This is a genomic window from Luteibacter anthropi (assembly GCF_011759365.1).
In the GTDB taxonomy this organism is placed as follows: Bacteria; Pseudomonadota; Gammaproteobacteria; order Xanthomonadales; family Rhodanobacteraceae; genus Luteibacter; species Luteibacter anthropi.
Genome location: NZ_JAARLZ010000001.1, coordinates 277,497 through 296,067 on the forward strand (window position 1 = coordinate 277,497; position 18,571 = coordinate 296,067).

Annotated in this window: 16 protein-coding genes; 7 read left to right on the forward strand and 9 right to left on the reverse strand. The window is 65.0% G+C overall.

The window, feature by feature from the left end:
• Positions 1-48: 48 nt before the first annotated feature.
• The 6 genes from HBF25_RS01170 to HBF25_RS01195 form a co-directional block, all read right to left on the reverse strand.
• A complete protein-coding gene (locus tag HBF25_RS01170) occupies positions 49-2,898 on the reverse strand; it encodes a TonB-dependent receptor (RefSeq protein WP_166945773.1) in 2,850 nt (949 codons plus the stop codon).
• Between the two features lie 149 nt (positions 2,899-3,047).
• The gene (locus HBF25_RS01175; protein WP_166945775.1) at positions 3,048-6,116 is read right to left on the reverse strand and encodes a TonB-dependent receptor; all 3,069 of its coding nucleotides are present in this window, start codon (positions 6,114-6,116) and stop codon (positions 3,048-3,050) included.
• Positions 6,117-6,350: 234 nt separating this feature from the next.
• Positions 6,351-7,409, reverse strand: a complete 1,059-nt coding sequence (locus HBF25_RS01180) for a LacI family DNA-binding transcriptional regulator (protein ID WP_166946399.1) — start codon at positions 7,407-7,409, stop codon at positions 6,351-6,353.
• Between the two features lie 260 nt (positions 7,410-7,669).
• A complete protein-coding gene (locus tag HBF25_RS01185) occupies positions 7,670-9,268 on the reverse strand; it encodes a PepSY-associated TM helix domain-containing protein (protein ID WP_166945777.1) in 1,599 nt (532 codons plus the stop codon).
• A gap of 4 nt (positions 9,269-9,272) precedes the next feature.
• On the reverse strand, positions 9,273-9,536 hold the full coding sequence (locus tag HBF25_RS01190; protein WP_166945779.1) for a hypothetical protein: 264 nt from the start codon (positions 9,534-9,536) through the stop codon (positions 9,273-9,275).
• On the reverse strand, positions 9,536-9,805 hold the full coding sequence (locus HBF25_RS01195; protein ID WP_166945781.1) for a hypothetical protein: 270 nt from the start codon (positions 9,803-9,805) through the stop codon (positions 9,536-9,538). Before HBF25_RS01195 ends, HBF25_RS01190 begins: the two co-directional genes overlap by 1 nt.
• A gap of 271 nt (positions 9,806-10,076) precedes the next feature.
• On the opposite strand from HBF25_RS01195, the gene HBF25_RS01200 reads away from it, so the two are divergent.
• Entirely contained in the window at positions 10,077-10,511 is a 435-nt protein-coding gene (locus HBF25_RS01200) for an SPFH domain-containing protein (RefSeq protein WP_208392357.1), read from the forward strand.
• A 17-nt stretch (positions 10,512-10,528) separates the two neighbouring features.
• Here HBF25_RS01200 and HBF25_RS01205 read toward each other — a convergent pair whose 3' ends face one another.
• Positions 10,529-11,638: a restriction endonuclease gene (locus HBF25_RS01205; RefSeq protein ID WP_166945783.1), complete on the reverse strand. Its 1,110-nt coding sequence runs from the start codon at positions 11,636-11,638 to the stop codon at positions 10,529-10,531.
• A 96-nt stretch (positions 11,639-11,734) separates the two neighbouring features.
• Here HBF25_RS01205 and rsmG point away from each other — a divergent pair, with 96 nt between their 5' ends.
• The 6 genes from rsmG (at position 11,735) to HBF25_RS01235 (ending at position 16,274) form a co-directional block, all read left to right on the forward strand.
• Entirely contained in the window at positions 11,735-12,364 is a 630-nt protein-coding gene (gene rsmG, locus HBF25_RS01210; protein WP_166945785.1) for a 16S rRNA (guanine(527)-N(7))-methyltransferase RsmG, read from the forward strand.
• Between the two features lie 89 nt (positions 12,365-12,453).
• Positions 12,454-13,302, forward strand: coding sequence for a ParA family protein (locus HBF25_RS01215; protein WP_166945787.1), 849 nt, complete (start codon positions 12,454-12,456; stop codon positions 13,300-13,302).
• Positions 13,303-13,311: 9 nt separating this feature from the next.
• Positions 13,312-14,187 (forward strand): ParB/RepB/Spo0J family partition protein, encoded by an 876-nt coding sequence (locus HBF25_RS01220; RefSeq protein ID WP_166945789.1) that lies wholly within the window; start codon positions 13,312-13,314, stop codon positions 14,185-14,187.
• Positions 14,188-14,212: 25 nt separating this feature from the next.
• Entirely contained in the window at positions 14,213-14,746 is a 534-nt protein-coding gene (locus HBF25_RS01225; RefSeq protein WP_166945791.1) for a sigma-70 family RNA polymerase sigma factor, read from the forward strand.
• Positions 14,743-15,477: a DUF3379 family protein gene (locus HBF25_RS01230; protein WP_166945793.1), complete on the forward strand. Its 735-nt coding sequence runs from the start codon at positions 14,743-14,745 to the stop codon at positions 15,475-15,477. The genes HBF25_RS01225 and HBF25_RS01230 overlap by 4 nt, the downstream gene beginning before the upstream one ends.
• Before the next feature lie 80 nt (positions 15,478-15,557).
• Positions 15,558-16,274 carry a glycosyltransferase family 2 protein gene (locus HBF25_RS01235; RefSeq protein WP_166945795.1) on the forward strand — a complete coding sequence of 239 codons (717 nt, stop codon included), beginning with the start codon at positions 15,558-15,560 and terminating at the stop codon, positions 16,272-16,274.
• 157 nt (positions 16,275-16,431) lie between these two features.
• Here the strand turns inward: HBF25_RS01235 and HBF25_RS01240 are convergent, their stop codons facing one another.
• Together HBF25_RS01240 and HBF25_RS01245 are read right to left on the reverse strand one after the other, a co-directional pair.
• Positions 16,432-17,376, reverse strand: a complete 945-nt coding sequence (locus HBF25_RS01240) for a patatin-like phospholipase family protein (protein WP_166945797.1) — start codon at positions 17,374-17,376, stop codon at positions 16,432-16,434.
• 12 nt (positions 17,377-17,388) lie between these two features.
• Entirely contained in the window at positions 17,389-18,381 is a 993-nt protein-coding gene (locus HBF25_RS01245) for a helix-turn-helix transcriptional regulator (protein ID WP_166945799.1), read from the reverse strand.
• Positions 18,382-18,571: the final 190 nt, after the last annotated feature.

Consider the following 18,571-nt stretch of genomic DNA (forward strand, 5'->3'; position numbering starts at 1 on the left):
GTCACTCCGCTGCCTTCGACTCAGCGGAGTGACGGACGAAGCGATGCATCAGAAGCTGTAACGCGCACCGACCTGATAACTGCGGGTCACGCCCACGATGCAGGCCGGTTGGCCGAAGTTTGGCTCGGTAACCAGCGTGGTATAGCAACCGTAGTTCTTGAAGTTGAAGACGTTGAACGCGTCGGCGCGTAATTCCAGTGCCTGGGTGCCGGCGAAGCGGAAGGTCTTCGACAAGGCGAGGTCGACGTTGCGATAACCCCAGGCATTGGGAATGATGAAGTTGCCCTTCTTCGGTGCGGCAGCGCCGATATGCGTGCCCCGGTTGGGGTCGTTGTATGCCGTGCCGTAGGCCACGTCGTATGGATCGCCCGAACCCAGGGTGATGAGTGTGCTGAGCTTGATATCCCAGGGCAGCTTGACCGAGCCGTTCATCACCAGGCGATTGCGCTCGGCGGTGCGGCCGCCGGGATAGGCGCCCGGGGTGGCATAGTCGAGCGAATAGGCATCGTTGCCCTGCTTCTTCGCATCGGTATAGGTATAGGCGATGCCCACCCCCCAGCCGGATTCATCGGTATACGGCTTGTCGATGCCGATCAGCACGGAGCTGGACGAATATTTCTTCGTCGTATTGATCAGCACCGTGTTGTACGGGCCTACGGGTACGGAGGTGTAATCGGGACCAGGACGATTGCCGAAGATCCAGGTGAACTGGCGATAGCCCAGCATACGGCTCAACGTGAGTGAGCCCACCCAGTCGCCCATGACCTGGCGCACGCCGACACTGAACTGGTCGGTGAAAGGCGGCCGGGTCTTGTTGTTGAGCAGGTCCATCTCGCCGCCGCCCGGATTGCCGCCGCTGATCAGGCCATCGAGGCCGGCACGGGTAAGGTATTGCGACTGCCAGGGGATGGTGGCATTGCCTTCCTGGTTCGGCGCGCCGTTGGCCGAGAAGAAGAAGTTGTAGTACGGGAACTGCGCGTGAAACGACTCCTGGATGATGTTGTCGTACGGCGTGCGGTCGTAATACCGGCCGGCACCACCGAACAGGGTCGTGCTCTGGTCCCCGCTGGGGCTCACGTCGAGCGAGAAGCCCACCCGTGGCTGTATCTCACCCTTGTAAGCGCTGCGATTATGCCCGTTGCTTATGTAATCCTCGGATAGTCCAAGCGCTCGCACCACGGCGGCCTGGTCGGCGGGCGTCACGTAGAATCGGTTGATCGCGTTGGTCTCGTAGTCCCAGCGCACGCCGAGGTTGAGCTGCAGGCGGTCGGTGACGTCCCAGTCGTCCTGCACGTAGATGCCGTACTGCTTGTTCTTGAGGCTGGCGCGCTTGCCGGACGGTGAATACACGGCGGCATACGGGATATCCAGCCCATTCACTGAATCGGGCCGATAGGTGTACTGCGGGGTGAAGCTGTTATTTTCGAGCAGGCGCTGGTTGACGGTGGCGATCTTCACGCCGGTCTTGATCACGTGCTGGCCATGCCAGTTGAGATCGTCGAAGGTCACGTCATCACGGATCGTGAAATTCGTCTGTTCCTTGCTCTGCAGGCCCGATGCGCCACCGATCTGCGCGATGCCCACGTAGTTCTGCGAGGGAATGTCCGGATTCACCGGGCGCGGGTTGTACTTGTAGAAACCCCGGTCGATCAGCACTTCGTTGACGAACGCATTGCCACGGTACTGCCACTTCAGGAGAAGGTCGGTGACCTTGTTCTCACGCACCTGCCGGGCATCGTATGCCGTGGTACCGCCGAAGTTGATCGTTTCCGAATCCTTTCGGTTGGAGTAACTGAGGTCGACGTCGTTCTTGTCGTCCGGGTGCCAGCTCAGCTTGCCGAAGTACACCTTTTCGTCGAAGGGTGCGGAATAAGTACCGTTGTACTGCTGGAAGCGGTCGGCATACCGTGGATTATTGATGAAGACGGTCTTGTTGGCGTCTTCCTTGTTGCCTTCGAAGTTGATGAAGAACTGCAGCTTGTCCTTGATGATGGGGCCGCCGAGCGACGCGCCGTACTGCTGGCGCCGGTACGCAGGCTTGCCGTCGCTGACCTTTCGCGAGAATTCATCCTGGGTGACCATGCCGCGGCTTTGCAGGAAGTCGTACACCGAGCCATGGAACTCGTTCGTGCCCGACTTGGTCACGGCTGACACGATGGCGGTGCCGGCCTGCTCGTACTCGGCCTTGTAGTTCTGCGTGAGAACGCGGAACTCCTGGATGGCTTCCTGCGAGAACGGATTGCCGCGCGAGGAATCCTGGCCGACCAGGCCACCCTGGAGGATATTGTTCTTCAGGCTGGCGCCGTCGATGAAGACATTGGTCTGGTTGCTCGGCTGGCCACCGGCGCTGAACGACTTCGAGTTCTTGTCCTTCGGCGTGCTCACGCCCGGGGTAAGGCCGGCAAAGTTAAGGAAGTTGCGCGAGTTCTGCGGCAGGTCGCGGATCTGCTGCGTGGTGATGTTGCCTGCCACTTCCGACGTACGCGTCTCGATCAGCGAGTTCGCCGTGACGGTAAGGCCTTGCAGGTTGGCCGCATTCTCCGGCTTTACCGCGGCGCCGGCCACATCCATGTCCAGTACCAGCGACTGTCCGATCTGCACCGTCACCGTCTGGCTGGCCGTGGCGCCATTGGCGGTGGCATCGATGCGATAGGTGCCTGGCTGAAGTCCTGCGAGCGTATACGTGCCATTGTCCCGCAGCGGTACACGTGCGACGGAGCCGTTACTCACACTCGTAGCGACCACCTCGCCCTTTGCCTGGGTGGGAGCATTATTCAGGTGGCCGCGGATGGTCGCCGTGCTGGACTGTGCGAACACGGGGACGGGAGCCACGGCGGCGGTCATCAGCCCGAGGGCGATGGCGACGTGCCTTGCAAGCTTCGCGTTGGTCTTTCCCATGATCAGTGCCTCTCGGTGAATGAGCGTTGCTGTCGGCCAGCCGTAAACGTTTACGGCTGCATGGAACAAAAAAGGGCCACTGGCGGCCCTTCCCTGCGCCATGTGAAACGAGGTCCGCGAACGGACCCCGGTTCCCGGTGTGGCTTACGTCAGAACTTCAGGCCCACGGTGAAACGAGCGGTGCGCGGAACGAACGTGATGTTGCCGTGGCGGTTGTAGGTGACGCCGTTCGGGTTGAAGACGCCACCGCTACCCCAGTTGGCGGTGTAGTCGGCGTAGTTCTTCCAGTTGAAGAGATTGAGCACGTCGAAACGTGCGTAGATCTTGGTGTCCTTGTCGATCACGAAGTCCTTGGTCAGCTGGACGTCGATGTCGCGATAGCCCCAGATGTCGCCACCGATAAGGAACTTCGATCCGCTGGGCGTGCCGACCGACGGGGTGCACTTGGCACCGTTGGCGGCGATGGCATCGAAGCAGGCATTGGCGGTGTATGGAATCGGCGTCGCAAGGGTCAGCTTGATGGACGCGTTCAGGCCCCAGGGCAGGTCCACGGCAGCCGTACCGACGAAGCGATGCTTCGACACGGCGTTCGAGGTAAGCACGGGGAATTCCTGGATGGTGGGCTCTTCGAACGCATAGTGTTCGTTGATGTCGCGGTTCTGCTTGGCGTGCGAATAGGTGTACGCGAAGCTGGTGCTCCAGCCCGATTCCACCGTGTAAGGCTTCTGCGCCGAGAGCAGCACCTGCGTCGTACGCGTTGCAATACCGTTGTTGCCGATGATCAGGCCACCCAGGCCCGGGATGCCGCGGTTCCAGGCAGCTTCGCCGGTATGATCGACACCATCGGTGAAGTACTTGTTGTCAGCGGGGGTGGCGAAGTAATTGCCGCCCGGGAAGCGATTGCCGAGCGTGAAAGCGAAGCCATCCCGGCTGATGACGCGCGACACGGTGGCGTCGGTGATCCACTCGCCGATCGTGTTGGACATGCCCAGGCTGAACTGGTCCGAATACGGTGCCTTCAGCTTATTGTTCATCATGTCCACTTCCTGGCCGCTGTTCGGACCGATGGCCAGCCCTTCTAGTGCGCCCTGTCCCTGCAGCAGGGCCGGGTTCCATGCGATGCAGTTAGACTGCGAGAGATCACAGCCATGGCCTGGCACGTTGAAGAACAGGTTGGTCTGCGGCAGCGAAAGTTTGGTCTGTTCGAGCTGGAGGTAGTCGTACAGGTTGCGGTCGTAGGCACGGCCGGCACCACCGTGGATCACATGCGCCTCGTCCGCGAATACGTCGTACGAGAAGCCCAGCCGCGGCTGCCATGCACCACGGAACGAGCGACGGTTATGGCCGTTGCTGATGTAGTCGTTGATATTGATGCCGCCGGCGGCAAGCGTCTGCCGGAACGTCTGGCCGGCCGGGGCGCCCGGATCCTGCGAATCGATGGCATCGAGCACGCGCTGTGGCGTTACGTAGTTCACGTACGACGGCGTCACTTCGTAATCCCAGCGCACGCCGAGGTTCAGCGTGAGGTGGTCGTTCACCGTCCAGTCGTCCTGGGCGAACATGCCGTACTGGCGTGCAGTCGTCTGCGCGATACCGCTTTCGCCGGGCACGCGCTGTGCGTAGAACGCCTTCCAGGGCACCGGGGAGGTGCCGTTCTGTGAGGTCACGTCGTAGTAGAACTGCGGGTTGTTGGCTGCGGCATCTTCCGCGCGCAGTTCGACGGACTTGAACTTGTAGCCGAACTTGACGACGTGGTCGCCCTTCCATTCAAGGTCATTGAACGTGAAGGTATCCGAGATGCTCGGGCCTTCCTGGCTCTTGTTCTGCGTGGCGCGCGGATCGGCCGAGCCCGTGTTGAGGATGATGTTGTCCTGGTCCAGGCGCGACGTATAGATGGAGCCTGGCGCATCGTTGAACGCCGAAGCCTTCACGAACGCGTTCTCGTACGTGAACATCAATTCGTTGAACCAGCTCTCGCCACTGTGCTGCCACTTGAACGTGCCGCGGGTGTCGTGATTGGTGTTGTTCAGGCCGGTGGTCGCCGCCAGGCCGGTACCGATGCCGCCGACCTGCGTCTCGCGGCGCACCTGGGTGCTGAGCTCGATGCGATCGCGATCGGTCAGTTCCCAGTCGATCTTGCCGAAGTAAAGCTTCTCATTGAACGGAACGTTCGCCGGGCCCAGCTGCGCGCGCGCGCTCGCCGGCAGGAAATTACCCGGGTCCTGTCCGTCGAAGTGGCTGATGTTGGCGCTGTTGGGCACCACCGTGACCGGCGTATCGAACTTCTTCTGCTCGAAGGCCACGAAGAAGTGCATCTTGTCCTTGATGATCGGACCGCCGAACGCGAAGCCGTATTCCTTCGACTCCGACTCCGCCTTGGAACCGGCGTACTTCTCGGCCGGCGTGCGATTGCGGAAGGCATCGTTGGTGTAGGTGCCGAAGACCTCGCCATGGAACTCGTTCGTGCCCGACTTGGTTTCCGCGGTGATCGCAGCGCTCGACACCTGGTCGTATTCGGCCTTGTAGTTCGAGGTGATCACCTTGTACTGGCCGATGGCCAGCTGCGGGAAAGGGTTGCCCTGGCTGCCGCTCTGGCCGGAGACGCCGCCCTGCTTCACGTAGCTCTTCTGGCTGACGCCATCGATGTAGACGTTCGCGGAACTGTCGTTCATCGCGCCGCCGCGCAGCGACGTATTGCCCTTGTAGTCCACGCTGAACACCATGCCCGGCACGGTGTCGGCGAATTCGAGGAAGTTGCGCGATACCTGCGGAATGGTGGCGATCTGGTGCAGCGAGATCGTCTGGCCGACTTCCGGCGTCTTCACTTCCTGGATCGTGGTGGCCGCAACGGACACCCCCTGCAGCGCCGTGGCGTCAGCGGCGCTCGCGGACGTGGCGGCTGCCGGGGCGGTGATGTTCACCGTGGCGATCGAGGCCACCTGCAGCGTCACGTCCTGCTCGGTGCCGGGACCGGCATCGACGCGATAGGTGGCCGGGGGAAGGCCGCTGATGACATAGGAGCCATCGTCGTTGGCAGTCGCCTTGCGCGTCAGGCCCGTTGCCGGGTTGAACACGGTGACGTTGGCGCCGGGCGTGGCCTTGCCGCGCAGCGTGGCATTGGCCGACTGCGCATGAACGGACGACAGGCCTGCCGCGGCAACCGTGGCGGCGATGACACTGACCAACAGCTTTTTCTTCAACTGCATCGAAGCCTTCATGCTTCCCCTCTCCCAAAGTGAGTGTCGTTCCGATCCGTCATGCAGGGATCACGGTGGCGGTCCAAACGGACCCCGTCGCGCGTGGTCGAGCCACGTTCGTCATGGGCGATCTGCCCCGTATTCCCTGCGATACCGCGTTCGCGGACCGGCGTTGGCGTTTGAAATACTGCGGGTGCTGCTTGTCTTGCCGGGGGCGTCGCGGCACGACGCCCCCAAGGGCTGGCGAAACGGCGGTCAGCCCTTTCGCGTGCTCGCGTCGCGGCTGCCGGTGGAGGCGCGCACGACCAATTCGGTACCGACCACGATGCGTGGTTCGGGCGGGCTGTCTTCGTCGGCATCGATCATCCGCACCAGGCGCTCCAGTGCGGCTTCGCCAAGTTCGGCGATGCGCACGCGGACCGTGGTGAGTGGCGGCGACACGTAGCGCGCCATCGGGATGTCGTCGAAGCCGGCCACGGCGATGTCGTCGGGTACGCGGATGCCTGCTTCGGCCAGCGCGGACAGGCAGCCGATGGCCATCATGTCGTTGGCGGCGAAGATCGCATCAGGGCGTACGGCGGCTTCGAGCGCCTGCTTGCCTGCGTGATAGCCGGATTCCTCGGTGAAGTCGCCCGACAGCACCGTTGCGTATTCGCCCAGGCCGGCTTCGGTCATCGCCTCGCGGTAGCCGCGGCAGCGTTCCTGCACGTCGTGGTTCACTTCGGGGCCGGCGATGAAGACGATGCGGCGGCGGCCCTGCGAAAGCAGGTGCTCCACCATGGCGCGGGCGCCACCGTAATCGTCGACGTCGATGGCGGCATGTCGCTCGGAGCGCACGTGGCTGTTGATCAGCACGGTCGGCAGCACGATGGGCAGGCTTTCGTCGAGGAAGACCCGGTCGGCATGCGGCGACATCACCAGCAGGCCATCCACGCGGCCCTGCATGGCCCGCAGCGCGATGGCCGCCTCGGTGGCATCGCCGTGGGAACTGGATACCAGCAAGTAGAGCCCACGGGCACGCGCGGCCAGATCGATACCGCGGATCAGCTCGGAGAAGAACGCGCCATGCAGGTCGGGCAGCAGGGCCCCGATGGTCTGGGTGCGCCGGGTGATCAGGCTGCGTGCGGCGTTGTGCGGCACGTAACGCAGGCGGGTCGCCACTTCACGGATACGCTTCTGGGTTTCGGCGGTGACGCCGGTGTGCCCGTTGAGCGCGCGCGAGACCGAGGCCACGGATACGTTGGCCATTCTCGCGACGTCTTTGATCGTCACACTCACGTGTCTTCTCGCCCTTTCCCCTGCCGCAGAGGGCATGTGGGCGCGCAACGTAAACGTTTTCACGCAAGCTGTAAAGCCTGATAAATCAATAGCTTGTTGCGATGCACGAGTAACGGGGGTTACGTGCTGCGGCCCCCTCGGGAGGACACCGAAAAATCTTTCGGTGTCAGTTGCTTGGGTGCGCCGGAAACGCATGTTGCGGTGCAGCACGCGTTTCCACGCGCTTTTCACCAGCCTGAATGCCTGTCGTGGCTATCGGTTCCCGATGTAGGCCCTTCGACGGGGACCGGGATAACTCATGCGGCCTGCGTTTCGTCGCCGTGACGATGGCGATCCGTGCGCCCACCGAACCAGACACTGCACGGGTCGCCCGCTCGCGCGCGCCGCCGCGTGGCGATGCCGAGCCAGCCGAAGCCCAGGCCCATGGCGATAGCCACCAGATCGACACCGATGACGTCGTAACGGCCATCGGCCAGCGTGCGAAGCAGGCGATCGCCATGCAGGATCATGTCGAGCACGCCGACCGCAACGCTCAGCAGGGCCGTGGCGAACAGCAGGTCCACGGCGGCACGCGCCGGACGGCGCACGAAGGTCCAGATCACGGCGACTGCCACGGCAATGAAGAAGACTGGCTGCACGAAGGCGGTGGGCGCATAGCCCGCGTACGACCCGAGCAGGTTGGCGACGAAGACCACCGAGATGCCGAAACAGGTGCCCAGGCACACGCCCACGGTGGCCGTTGCCATGGCGCGTACCTTCAGCGGCTGGTCTACCTGACGACGTTTGCGGCGTGTCTCGATGTAGAGCAGGTTGCCCGAGTAGAACAGGAACGCACCGGCCAGCCCGAGCAGGAAGTACAGCCAGCGCAACGACAGGCTGCCGAAGGTGCCGAAATGCAGGCCGAAGATCGCCGAGTACGTGGCGTGGTTGGCATCGCGCGTGCCGCTGACCTGCACCTGGAGGACGTGACCATCGGTGGCATCCAGGGCCACCATGCCGTACTCGCCGAGCGTCTTCGTCGATGTGCCTCGTACTTCGGCGGCAGCGCCCGGCTTGCCGTAATGCATGTAGCGCATGTAATCCGGATGGAAGTCCGCCGCACCGGCTTCCATGGCGGCGCGGCGCGCACGCTGCGCGAGTTCCGTCGGCGACAGCATCACGGCGTGGCCGTCCTTCGCCTCCACCGCCGGCATGGCGCTGGTCATGCGCTCGAAGGCGGGCATGAGCCTGCCGTCGAAGGCGAGCGTGTTGAACGCCAGCAGCGCAACGGACGTCAGGCAGAGCAAGGCACCGGTGATGGCGAAGATGATGTGGAACGGCAGGCTGAGGATGCCGATGACGTTGTGCGCGTCCTGCCACAGGCGCTTGAGGTTGTGTCCCGGACGCAGCGCGAACAGCTCGCGCACGAGGTTGGGCAGGTGGATCAGCAGGCCCGTGAGCAGCGCCAGGCCGTAGATCACGCTCACCACGCCCATGAGGTAGAGGCCGGCCGTGGGAATGCCCAGGTCGTAATGCAGCTCGTACACGAAATCCGCGAGGCCGTGCTCGTGGTCTTCGGTGCTGCGCGGCTGCGTGTCAGCCAGCGTCTGCGTCTTCCAGCCGTCCTTGTCCATCCAGTATGCGGCGATCTCGTGCGAGGGATGATCGGCCGGGTAGGTCAGGCCGATCTGCTCGCTGGCCGCCGGATGCTTCGCCACGATGTCCTTGAGCATGTCGCCTGCGCGATCCAGCGAATCGGCGTGTGCCGCCTCGGCCTTCGGTAGCGCCCAGGTGTCGATTTCCTCGTGGAACATCGTCAGCGCGCCGGCATAGAAGGCGACGAACAGGGCGAAACCGGCCAGCAGGCCGGCCCACGTATGCACGGTGGTAAAGGTGCGCAGGGTGGCGGCTTTCATGGGATCAGAGTCCGGGTAGCGTGTGCTTGGCGAGGAACAGCGCCGCGAAGGCGAGGATATTGGCGGCCACGAGCCAGCCCCAGGCACGAAGCCCGCTGCGGAACAGGAAGGTGCAGGCCATCACGCCGATCCACAGCGGGAAGAACAGCACCAGCAGGGGGATGACGGCGCTCTCGCTGGAGCCGGGCCAGAGCCAGATCGCCAGGGAGACGATCGCGATGGACAGCGGAAAACCGAGCACGGCGCCGGCAAAGGTGCGGGCGAGCATCAGCGGGACCTCCGCTCACCGGCCGGCCGCAGCCACCAGCACAGGTAGGGGAACACCACGGCGCCGAACATCAGGGCGGTCAGCGCTGAGAAAATTCCCGGCAGCGTCGTTTCCCCAGCGACCCAGGCCACGAGGGCCAGCACCGCGAACACGCCCGCCAGCCAGCGGGCGGCCCGGCCCAGCGGGCGCGCCATCGCCCGCTGGTTGGGCGAGGCGAGATAGACAAGGAGCATGGCGACGAAAGCCGCCGCGCAGCCGAGGAGATTCATGGAAGTGGCCGGCCGGTACGATGATTGATAATTGTTATCATTCGTGTCGGAGCGGTCAAACTTTGATCGTTTCTGCCCCGCGCCCTGGTCGTTTTATGACCGCTGCTCAACTTTTGACCAAACCTTCCGCTAACTGAACATGGGGGTTTGGTAAAACTGGCGTTAACGACGGCCGTTAAATTAGAATTAAACCCCTAGTTCGGTCACGGCAGTGCAGCACTTTCTTTCGCACTGCAACAGGAATCGCCCATAAGTTTCTGACGTCGCAGCCATGTTGATCAGCATCCTCCTTGCCAGCTCGATCGCCCTCCTCGCCCTTGTGGCGGCGTCGGTGCGCCGTGTCCCCGAGGGGCAGGTCTACAGCGTGCGCCGGCTTGGCCGCACCCCTGCGCTGCTCACCACGGGCACGCACCTCCTCGTTCCACTGCTCGACAAGGTCACCCACAAGATCGACCTGGGCGGCCAGGTGCTGCGCTTCGACGGCGGCACGGTCTACTGGCAGGTGCTGGAGCCCGAAGTGGCCGATGAAGTGATCGACGAGGCACCGGACATGATCCGCCGCAACGTGGTGGCCGCCCTGCGCGACAGCGCCACGGCCCACCCGGCCGACCGCCGCGCGGTCGGCACCCAGCTCAAGCACGCCGTCAACGGCTCGCTGCGTTCGCGCGGCATGCTGGTCACCCGCGTCGAACTCGACGCCGCCTGAGGCGAAGGCAGCGGGCCTCAGCGCCGGTTGGTACGCAGGATCGTCCGCATCGTCTCCGGAGAGGTCGGAGACTCACCCGTCCCCTCGGGCGTTTCGTAAGGGGATTCGTCGACACGCTTGTCCACGGGCGGGGCTTCCACGGCCTGAGCTGCCGGGCCGTGCGCTCGCTCGGCTTTGCGGGCTTTCCACGCCGCGAATTCCTCATCGCTCATGTCTGCCGATTTGTAGACGATCTCTTCTGCAAGCGGCGCGGGTTTCGCTTGCATGCTGTCACGAGGCTTGCGGGGTGCCACGTGGACGGGGTCGGGCGCTGGCCGGGCCACGTCAGGCTTGCTTGCTTTCGCAGAGGCGATGCCTGCTTTAGGAGGCGCTACCTGGGGCGATTCGACGGGTTTGTTTTCAGGTGCGGGCGTTTTACTTGCCACCGTCGTGGAAGGCCGGATCGTAATGATCAGGGCCACGGTCGCAGCGAGCATCGTGCACGCGGCCAGTGCCAGCCACACGCCACGTCGTGATGTCAGCGGCGCTACGGGGCGGCTCGTGATGGAGTTTCCGCGTACTTCACGATAGGCATCGGGGCGGGTGATCGATACCGGGGCATCCTCGACAGAAGGAGCCTGTCGCAGAATGGGCATCGTCGGGTGTACCTCGGCGTCGGATGCCGGGGGAATGGGCTGCGTCTTGTCCAGCAACCAGGATAGATGAGGAGCAATCATGCTTCTCAGCTTCTTGCCATCGATCAGCTCTACGCCATTCGCGTCGGCGGTTTTCTTCGCCGCGTCCTTGAACTGCCCCGAATTGACGACGATACAGCCCTGAGCCTTCTCCTCGGTTCGCAAGCCGGCAAGCTGCGCCACCGGGTTATAGGGAACCTGGTAGACCTTGTGGTGTTTGCAGTCCACGATGATCCGCCGTCCCGATTTTTCAAGGACGAGGTCTACGCCGCCATCCACGATGGATCTGCCTTGACCCGTTCCCCGATGGGCGACCTGGAAGCCCTGGTACGTAAACCAGCGCGCCATGACACGCTCGAACTCCTTCCAGTCGATACGCGCCAGCGCATCGTTGAAACGGTAGTCGTCACTGACTTCGACTGCCCCGGGTGGGGCATTCCGTTTGCCTGCCATGAACGCTCCTTGTCGGAATCTTCGATGCCGGGACGGTAGCGGGTTTGGACTGGGCCAACCATACTTCGCAGCCAGCCGTGACACCGGAACCTGCGCATGACGACCCGCGAAGCCCTTCAAGACCAGCTCCAGCGCGGCATCGCCGACCTGCGCCTGACCCTGCCGGAGGGCGCCGTGGAGCGCCTGCTCGATTATCGCGAGCTGCTTGAGCGCTGGAATTCGGCCTACAACCTCACCGCCATCCGCGACGACCGCGAGATGATCGCGCGCCATCTGCTGGATTCGCTCACGATCCTGCCGTATGTGCATGGCCGCACGCTGGCCGACCTGGGCACCGGTCCGGGGCTGCCCGGCATTCCGCTGGCCATCGCCGAGCCGGCGCGCGAGGTGCTGATGGTGGACTCCAACGGCAAGAAGGTCCGTTTCCTGCGCGAGGCGATCCGTTCGCTGAAGCTCGGCAATGCGCGTGCCTTGCAGAGTCGTGTCGAAGAGGTCGAGGGCACGTTCGAATGCATCACGGCCCGCGCCTTTGCCTCCCTGGCCGACATGCTCGGCTGGGGTGGGCATCTGCTGGCTCCCGGGGGCACCTGGCTGGCCATGAAGGGCAAGCACCCGGCCGAGGAACTGGACGGGGTGCCGGCCGGCTTCCGGGTGGAGGCGATCCATACGCTTTCGGTGCCGGGGGTGGAGGGTGAAAGGCACCTGGTGGTGATACGGCGGGGGTGACAGGGGCTGTCGAGCGCAAGGCGCGCTCCTACAGGGGGCTGGGATGCTAACCTAGCGCCCTTTCCGCGCACGGCAGCAAACCACACTCCATGGCTCGCATCATCGCAGTCGCCAATCAGAAAGGCGGCGTCGGCAAGACCACTACCTCCGTGAACCTCGCCGCGGCCCTTGCCGCTGCGAAGCGCAAGGTGCTGCTTGTCGACCTGGACCCGCAGGGCAACGCCACCATGGCGTCGGGTGTGGACAAGTACGAAACCAAGCCCAACGGCTGCGAAGTGCTGATGGACGAAGTGCCCATCCGCGATGTCCTGGTGCGTACCGAAGCCGGCTTCGACCTGCTGCCGGGCAATGGCGACCTCACCGCCGCCGAGCTGAAGCTCATGGACGGCATGGCGCGCGAGCACCGCCTGAAAGAGCAGCTCGCCAAGGTCGCCGGCGATTACCACACGATCATCATCGACTGCCCGCCCACGCTGCACCTGCTCACGCTCAATGCGCTGACGGCCGCCGATGGCGTGCTGATTCCGGTGCAGTGCGAGTATTTCGCGCTGGAAGGCCTGTCGAGCCTGCTCGATACCATCAGCGCCGTGCGCCAGCGCCTGAACCCGGCACTGGAAGTCGAAGGCCTGCTGCGCACCATGTACGACGTGCGCAACAACCTCGGCAACGAGGTTTCGGCCCAGCTCACCCAGCATTTCGGCGACCAGGTGCTGCGCTCGATCATCCCGCGTAACGTGCGCCTGGCCGAAGCGCCCAGTCATGGGCAGCCCATCCATCTGTACGATCGCGGTTCGCGCGGCGCCATCGCCTATATCGGCCTGGCCGGCGAAATCATCCGTCGCGATCGCGTCCGTAGCCAGGGCGCGGCGGCAGACGATGCCCCTGTCGAAGCCGCCACGGCGGATACCGGCACCGACGATCCGGCGCAGACGCCTTAAGGAGCCCCCATGGCAGCAGCGAAGAAACGTGGACTCGGCCGTGGCCTGGATGCCCTGCTCGGCGGAGGCAGCGGTCCCGATGCCGCGCCGTCGGTGATCGAACAGGAAGGCGAGCTGCGCACGCTGCCGATCCACCAGATCCAGGCCGGCAAGTACCAGCCGCGCCGTCACTGGAACGACGAAGCCCTCGACGAACTGGCGGCGTCGATCAAGGCCCAGGGCCTGATCCAGCCGGTGGTGGTCCGTGCCATCGGCAAGAACAGCTATGAGCTGATCGCCGGCGAGCGCCGCTGGCGCGCCGCGCAGCGCGCCTCCATGAGCGAGATCCCGGCGCTGGTGAAGGACGTGCCCGAGCAGTCCGTGCTGGCCATGGCGCTCATCGAGAACATCCAGCGCCAGGAGCTCACCCCGCTGGAAGAAGCCCAGGCCCTGCAGCGCCTGGTCGACGAATTCGACCTCACCCACCAGCAGGCCGCCGATGCCGTCGGCCGCTCGCGTGCGGCGGTGTCGAACCTGCTGCGCCTGATGGAGCTGCCGTCCTCGATCAAGCAGCTGATGGACGAAGGCAAGCTGGAAATGGGCCATGCCCGCGCCCTGCTGACCCTGCCCGCATCGGTGGCGGAGGCGCTGGCGCTGGAAGCCTCGCGCCATGGCTGGACGGTGCGCGAACTGGAAGACGCCGCCCGCAAGGCGCAGATGGCGCCCAAGGGCAAGGCCAAGTCGGCCACGGCGGCCGATCCGAACGTGGCCGACCTCGAACGCGAGCTGGCCGAGCGTTTCGCCACCCGTGTCGAAGTGGCCACCGGCCGCGGCGGCAAGGGCAAGCTGGTCATCCACTATCACAGCAACGACGAGCTGGACGGCATCCTCAGCAAGATCCGCTGAGGCATGTCCCTGTAAGGAATCGGCGATGGCTCCGGTCCAAGGGAACGTGAACCCGAAACAGCGCCAGTACGAAGCCATGGTGCGTGCCCTGTCGGCGGACCTCTACCGGTTCGCGTTCTGGCTGGCGCGCTCCGAATCCGTTGCCCAGGACCTGGTGCAGGAAACCTTCCTGCGCGCCTGGAAAAACCTCGACGCCCTGCGTGACGCGGAAAGCGCCAAGCCCTGGCTGTTCACCATCCTGCGCCGGGAACACGCCCGTCTCTACGAGCGCAAGCACTTCGATACCGTGGAACTCGACGACACCGTTGCCGAAGACGCCGCGTTCGCCAGTCCCGAACGCAGCGGCGATGCCGCCCAGGTCCGTGACGCCATGCAGAAACTGCCCGACAAGTACCGCGAGCCACTGGCCATGCAGGTGCTCGGCGGCATGAGCTGCGACGAGATCGCCGCCGCCACCGACCAGCAGCCCGGTGCCGTGATGACCCAGCTGTTCCGTGCCCGCCAGCGGCTGAAAAGCCTGCTGGGCGGCAAGAGCGCGGCCGAAGGAGGTCGGGCATGAACTGCCTCGAATTCCGTCGCCGCATCGGCGCCGAGCCGCGTTCCACCGATCCGCAGCTGCTGGCGCATCGCGACAGCTGCCGTGAGGGCTGTGCCGCCTTCTGGCAACGCGCCCAGCGCTTCGAGGATGGCCTGGAAGCCGCGCTTGCCGTGCCCGTGCCTGTGGGGCTGGCCGACCGTATCCTGCTGGCCCAGGCCACCGGTGAGCGACGGCGTCAGGTCGGGCGTCGCCGGGCATGGATGGCGATGGCGGCCTCGGTGCTGATCGCATTCGCGGGCGTGGGCATGCTCTGGCGCCATACCGACCTGAACTCCCTGCCCGCCCTGGCCGTGGCACACATGCCCGAGGAAATGAATTCCCTGGGCATGACCCATCCCATGACCGATGCCCAGGTGGAAGCCGGTTTCGTAGGCCGTGCGGCGCCGCTGAAGGGGCCCGCGCCGAATGGCGTCACCTATGTGCACGACTGCACGGTAGGCCCGTATCCGGCCGTACACGTCGTGACCCGGATGGACGACGAGCCTGTCGTGGCCCTCTACATGCCCGGCAAGATGACCGATGGCGACAGCTCATTCCGCCGCGATGGCTGGGACGGCCGTCAGCTGGCCCTGAGCGGCGGCACCCTCGTGGTGATGGCCCAGGGCGCCAGCCGGCACACCATGGATGCCGTGGCCCGCGCCTGGCGGTCGGCCATCGAGGGTCCTTCCACACAGGCCGTGGGCCGGATCTGAACGGATGTGGGCGCCACGGCGCCCAAGCGGCGCCGGTTGGGCGATAATGCCGCCCCTGAATTCCTGCCTCCGGAACCGCGATGACCGACCTCGCCGTGGTCGTGCCCGTCTTCAACGAGCGCGACAACATCCCGCCCCTCCTCGCCGAGATCGCCTCGGCCCTGCGTGGACGGATCGACTTCGAGATCATCTACGTCGACGACCTGAGCACCGACGACAGCGTAGCGGTGCTTACTGCCGCCCGCGCCCAGTATCCGGAGCTGCGCATCGTGCGCCACCTCACCCGCAGCGGCCAGAGCACGGCCGTGTGGAATGGCGTGCGCGCTGCGCGTGCGCCATGGATCGCCACGCTCGACGGCGACGGCCAGAATGATCCGGCCGATATTCCGAAGCTGCTGGATGCGCGTGCAGGTGCCGCACCCGACCTGAAGCTCTTCGCCGGCTGGCGCGTCACGCGCCGCGACAGCTTCAACAAGCGCATTTCCTCGAAGATCGCGAACGCGGTGCGCTCGCGCATGCTGCGCGACGACACGCCGGACACCGGCTGCGGCCTCAAGCTGTTCGAGCGCGAAACCTTCCTGCGCCTGCCCTACTTCGACCACATGCACCGCTACCTGCCCGCGCTGGTGAAGCGTGCGGGTTTTGCCAGCCAGAGCGTGCCGGTGGGCCATCGCCCGCGCACGGCGGGCACCTCGAAGTACGGCATGCTCGACCGCCTGTGGGTCGGCGTGGCCGACCTGCGCGGCGTGGCATGGCTGATGCGCCGGGCGAAGGTCACGAAGACCGAGGAGCTCTGAAGCATCGCCGATAGGGTCGCGCGCGAGGCGCGCTCCTACAGGTGTAACGGTGCGTTGCATTGGGTCGCGCGCGAGGCGCGCTCCTACAGGGGCGGGGCGTGGTCGGTTTTTGTAGGAGCGCGCCTTGCGCGCGACCGCCCGGCGAAGCGGCCCACACTCACCCCTTCGGCAGATTCCGCGGCTCCCACCCTTCCAGCATCTTCTCCGTCCGCTCGCGCCCCAGCTCGATCAGCTCACGCGCCCGGTAAAACTCGTACACCGCGGACACATTGCGCGGCATCTCAATGAGCAGGTCAGGCGGATACGCCGCCAGGCGCAGCCGCGACAGGTTGGCCTGCATCAGGTCCATCGCCTGGGTCATCAGCTCGAACGCGCCCGGGTCTTTCGGCTTCGGATCGGAATGCGGCAGCACCTTGCCGATGAGACGGCCGAGCCGCGCGGCATAGCCCTGCTCCGGCACGGCGGTGACATTCTTCTCCGGTGCCTTCTGCAATTCGGCCGCGCCGTCCACGCTGACGGCGATGACGTAATCGGCTTCCTCGCGCATCAAGGGAAGCACGGGCAACGGGTTAAGCAGGGCGCCATCCACCAGCCGCCGACCATCATGCTGATACGGCCGGAACAGCGTGGGAATCGCAATGGACGCGCGGATTGCGTCGAACAGCGGCCCCTTGGTGAGCCACACCTCGCGCTCGCGATCCAGGTCCGTGGCAACGGCGGTGTAGCCGATGTCGAGGTCCTCGATGTTCACCTCGCCGATCAGCTCGCGCAGCGCCGCCATGATGCGATCGCCCTTGATGAAGCCGCCGCCGGAGAAGCTCCAGTCCACCAGGCGCAGCACGTCGAAACGGGCCAGCGTCGACACCCAGTCGCGGTAGACATCGAGCTTGCCCATCGCATAGATGCCCCCCACCAGCGCACCCATGGAGGTGCCGGCGATGGCGACGATCTCGAAGCCGTGCTCTTCAAGCACCTCGATGGCGCCGATATGCGCCAGCCCCTTCGCAGCACCCGCACCGAGTGCCAGCGCGACGCGCGGCTTGCGCGGATGCCCGTGAGTGGCGGGGAGAGCCCCGGGGTCGGCGATATCGATGTCGCTCATGGAACGCTATGGCTAGTGATTGGCGTCGGACCCGTTCTGGTAACCCGTGAGGGCCAGCTGGAGCAGGATCTTCATTTCCTCGCGCAACGGCAGCGGTGCGACGATCTCGGCATCGGGGCCGTACTTGAGCACGTCCATCAGCAGTTCGCGTGAGTTCGAGTACGGCACCTTGAGCTCGTAGCGCCCGTCGGGCAGCCACTCGCCCTTCTGCTGCGAATGCCAGTGCTCGTCGGCTACCCAGCGTGCGGCATGCGAGGAGAAGCGTATCGTGGCCCAGGCCTTGGGCTTGCCGGCGAAGATGCCGTAGCTGGAGGCGAGCAGGTCGTTGAGTTCGGCCTCTTCCACGTCGCGTGCGCGGGCTTCCAGCGCCTGCGGTTCGGCGATGCGGTCCACGGCGAAGCTGCGCAGCGCCTCGCGGTCGTGGTCCCATACGTCGAGGTACCAGTTGTCGCGATAGTGCGTGAGCCGCTGCGGCGAGACCGTGCGCTTGGTGTCTGAATTGGTGGTGCGCGCACGATAGCGGAAGGTGACCTGGCGCCGCTCCAGCACCGCGCCCGCGACGATGCGGAACACCTGCTGGTCCATCTTGCGCGCGCCCCAGGAAATCACCCGGATGCGGTCCACCGGCAGGGCCTTGCCGCTGCCATGGTCGGAAAGCAGCCGCTCGATGCGCGCCTTGAACGGTGCGAGCGCGCCGGCCAGCACGCCAGGGTCGGAGCGTCCGATGAGTTCGTTGAGGGCCATGAGGGCCGCCAGCTCGTCGCTGGTGAGCCACAGGCCGGGAAGTTCGAAGCTGTCGCCCTCGCCCGCTTCGTAGCGGAACGACGCCTGTTCGCCGGCAACGCTCTGGACGGGGGCGCCCAGGGCATCGCGCAGGAAGGCGACGTCGCGGTAAAGCGTGGCGCGCGAACACTCCAGTTCGTCCATGAGGCGGGACAAAGGCACCGGATAGTGCGCGGACTTCAGCAGTCGGTGCAGGGTAAGAATGCGCTCGTAGCGGTCCATGGGTGTCGCCGGCAGATGAAGCGTGGGTAGTGTGTCCGTACGGGTGTGACGCCCGTATCTACGCAACCCAAGCATGGCGGTGGCCGGGGCGCTCCGCAAGGGCGTCGGCCTGGGGCCCCGTCCGCCTTCCGGTTTGCGCCCGAGGGCGGCAACCCGCAAAATGCTGCTTTGCGATTCGCCGCAAGGCTTC

Coding starts and splice junctions, on each gene's coding strand:
- HBF25_RS01170 (WP_166945773.1), bottom strand. CDS start 2,898: ATGGGAAAGACCAACGCGAAGCTTGCAAGGCACGTCGCCATCGCCCTC.
- HBF25_RS01175 (WP_166945775.1), bottom strand. CDS start 6,116: ATGAAGGCTTCGATGCAGTTGAAGAAAAAGCTGTTGGTCAGTGTCATC.
- HBF25_RS01180 (WP_166946399.1), bottom strand. CDS start 7,409: ATGCCCTCTGCGGCAGGGGAAAGGGCGAGAAGACACGTGAGTGTGACG.
- HBF25_RS01185 (WP_166945777.1), bottom strand. CDS start 9,268: ATGAAAGCCGCCACCCTGCGCACCTTTACCACCGTGCATACGTGGGCC.
- HBF25_RS01190 (WP_166945779.1), bottom strand. CDS start 9,536: ATGCTCGCCCGCACCTTTGCCGGCGCCGTGCTCGGTTTTCCGCTGTCC.
- HBF25_RS01195 (WP_166945781.1), bottom strand. CDS start 9,805: ATGAATCTCCTCGGCTGCGCGGCGGCTTTCGTCGCCATGCTCCTTGTC.
- HBF25_RS01200 (WP_208392357.1), top strand. CDS start 10,077: ATGTTGATCAGCATCCTCCTTGCCAGCTCGATCGCCCTCCTCGCCCTT.
- HBF25_RS01205 (WP_166945783.1), bottom strand. CDS start 11,638: ATGGCAGGCAAACGGAATGCCCCACCCGGGGCAGTCGAAGTCAGTGAC.
- rsmG (WP_166945785.1), top strand. CDS start 11,735: ATGACGACCCGCGAAGCCCTTCAAGACCAGCTCCAGCGCGGCATCGCC.
- HBF25_RS01215 (WP_166945787.1), top strand. CDS start 12,454: ATGGCTCGCATCATCGCAGTCGCCAATCAGAAAGGCGGCGTCGGCAAG.
- HBF25_RS01220 (WP_166945789.1), top strand. CDS start 13,312: ATGGCAGCAGCGAAGAAACGTGGACTCGGCCGTGGCCTGGATGCCCTG.
- HBF25_RS01225 (WP_166945791.1), top strand. CDS start 14,213: ATGGCTCCGGTCCAAGGGAACGTGAACCCGAAACAGCGCCAGTACGAA.
- HBF25_RS01230 (WP_166945793.1), top strand. CDS start 14,743: ATGAACTGCCTCGAATTCCGTCGCCGCATCGGCGCCGAGCCGCGTTCC.
- HBF25_RS01235 (WP_166945795.1), top strand. CDS start 15,558: ATGACCGACCTCGCCGTGGTCGTGCCCGTCTTCAACGAGCGCGACAAC.
- HBF25_RS01240 (WP_166945797.1), bottom strand. CDS start 17,376: ATGAGCGACATCGATATCGCCGACCCCGGGGCTCTCCCCGCCACTCAC.
- HBF25_RS01245 (WP_166945799.1), bottom strand. CDS start 18,381: ATGGACCGCTACGAGCGCATTCTTACCCTGCACCGACTGCTGAAGTCC.